Source organism: Deltaproteobacteria bacterium CG11_big_fil_rev_8_21_14_0_20_49_13 (assembly GCA_002796305.1).
In the GTDB taxonomy this organism is placed as follows: Bacteria; UBA10199; UBA10199.
Map to the genome: position 1 here is coordinate 75,493 of PCWZ01000082.1, position 2,413 is coordinate 77,905.

2 protein-coding genes are annotated in these 2,413 nt (G+C 43.6%); one reads left to right on the top strand and one right to left on the bottom strand.

The window, feature by feature from the left end; translation table 11 throughout:
• The first annotated feature begins 85 nt into the window (after nt 1-85).
• A complete protein-coding gene (locus COV46_08295; protein ID PIR16524.1) occupies nt 86-1,129 on the top strand; it encodes a cell filamentation protein Fic in 1,044 nt (347 codons plus the stop codon).
• A gap of 162 nt (nt 1,130-1,291) precedes the next feature.
• Here COV46_08295 and COV46_08300 read toward each other — a convergent pair whose 3' ends face one another.
• Entirely contained in the window at nt 1,292-2,266 is a 975-nt protein-coding gene (locus COV46_08300) for a hypothetical protein (protein PIR16525.1), read from the bottom strand.
• Nucleotides 2,267-2,413: the final 147 nt, after the last annotated feature.

The following is a 2,413-nucleotide window of genomic DNA, read 5'->3' on the forward strand; positions in this document are numbered from 1 at the left end:
GGGATGCGATGTCTGTTCCGCGTTCCAATACCCCCAAAAATTTATATACCAAAATGCTGTAAAGTAGTGTAATTAAACGCCGGATATGATGACTTTAAAACAATTTATTTCAAAACAGGAAACTATTCCGGCGGGTACTGCCTGGTATCTGTCTGACCTAGGCGAAGCTAGGGGCAAACAGGAACTGTTCACGAAACAATCGCCTCAAAAATTAAAGGTTTTGCGTGAGCATGCCATGATCGAGAGCGCGGTTTCATCGAACCGCATTGAAGGGATCGTAGCGGATCAAAAGCGCATAGCAACGATCGTTTTTGGCAGATCTTTGTTAAAGGATCGAAGTGAGGAAGAGATTAGAGGTTACAGAGATGCCCTGAACAAGATACACGGCCAAAGCGATAAGCTGCCTATATCCGAAGCTACGATCAAAACATTGCACAGTCTGGCTCGCGGTGAAATATGGGATTCCGGTAAGTACAAAGAGAAAGATGGAGATATAATAGAAAAGTACCCTGACGGCCGTTCTCGTATTCGTTTTAAAACCGTCGAAGTGGCGAAGACCCCAGTCTGTATGAATGAATTGATAAGGCTGTACGCGGAATGTATCAAAGAAAAAACGGTCCAACCTTTGGTTGCCATGTCGGCGTTTAATCTAGATTTTTTGTGCATACACCCGTTTCGCGATGGCAATGGCAGGGTGTCTCGCTTGTTACTTTTGCTACAGTGTTATCAACTAGGATTTGAAGTGGGTAGATACATTAGCTTGGAGCGCCTTATAGAGGAGAATAAAGAGCGCTACTACGAAACTTTGGAGCAGAGCTCTCAAAGTTGGCACGAAGGCAAACATGATCCGTGGCCATATGTGAATTTCGTTCTTTATATTCTAAAAACTGCCTATCGTGAATTTGAAGAAAGAGTTGGAAGGGCGAAGACTCCGAAGGGTGGAAAAACGGAATTGATAGAAGCAGCGATATATAACATGGATGGGAAATTTACATTATTAGAACTCGAACGTGCTTGCCCGGGCGTGAGCCGTGATATGATCCGCAAAGTTTTCAGTGACCTTCAAAAGAAAGGCCAGATAGAATGTTTAGGAAAGGGCCCAAACGCCTCCTGGCGAAAAAAGAAGTAATATCTTAAAAGAGTGTAATAAAGAGCGTAATACACCAGTTACAAAGAACCAAAGAAATAAAAAAGATCGGCTTTCGCCGACCTATTTTGCGTCCCTTCAGTGATAATCGTAGAACCTATGTAAATGAGGATGATCAAAAAGGGGTCAAGTCTTGAAAAGGGGTCAAGTCTTGCGTTTAGCGTTTTGAGCGTTTTGGATCTCGATCTGGAGACGTTCCCATATATGTTCGTATCCTTCCGGTTCTCTGTTTAAAGCTCTGGATATGTTTGTCGGATGGATATTCCCGAACATTGACGACAATTTTTCATGATCGTATCTTATATTGTTCCTGAAACACCGTATAGCAAGACCTCTCATTAGTTTAGCCTCCCGGCCTCTTGCATTCGCGATCTCCCGCCAACTCATATTCATAACCTCAGAAACGATCTTTATCAGCTCCTTCTCATCGATCTTGTTCGGTTCAGCAGATTCATATTTTATTTCACGATCTTCAATGTCCTTCACAAAATTCCATTTTATCCACTCCTCAAAATTCTCACTGGAAAACACTGAAGGCCAATTCGCGCCTTTCAGACGCCGCTCCAAACCCTCCGGAACACCTTCAAGCACAAATTTATGCATCTTCCTCCTGGCCAAATTCGGTCGCCTCCCAAAATAGGCCAAAAGCCGCTTCGTTGCAAGCCACGGCAATTCTCCATTCCCCAAATAATATCTGTGACTCGACCACTTGTGATCCTGCGGACTCATTGTGATCCGCGCCCTAACTGGGTTCAGATGAATGTATCGTAGCAACTCTACGAGATAAGCATCCTCTTCGACGAGGATCGCTTTATATCTGCCACGGAATAAATGACCGTCCTTTTTTCTCTTACGATTGTGTCTTTGTGTATAGACTCCGTTGATATGTCTCATAGCTCTCTGCAAATTGCCAAGCGGCGTTTCAACAAGCATATGATAGTGGTTGGGCATCAGACTGAATGCGTGGACTGATATATCCCATTTTTTTATTGTTTCTTTGATCAGATCAAGAAACATTTGGTAATCGTCTTGAGTGTGAAATACGGTGCAAGCCGCATTGCCACGATTCATTACGTGATAAACTGCCCCCGGATATTCTATTCTGAGTGAACGTGCCATCGAGACAACCTATAGCATACCAAAACGCTAAACGCAAGACTTGACCCCTTTTCTAGGCACGCCAGTCGATTATTTTAAGCATGGCACCGAAATAGTCGGGATCGATATTGTCGCAGACAAAAAGCTTAGGGAGACCTATTCGTGATT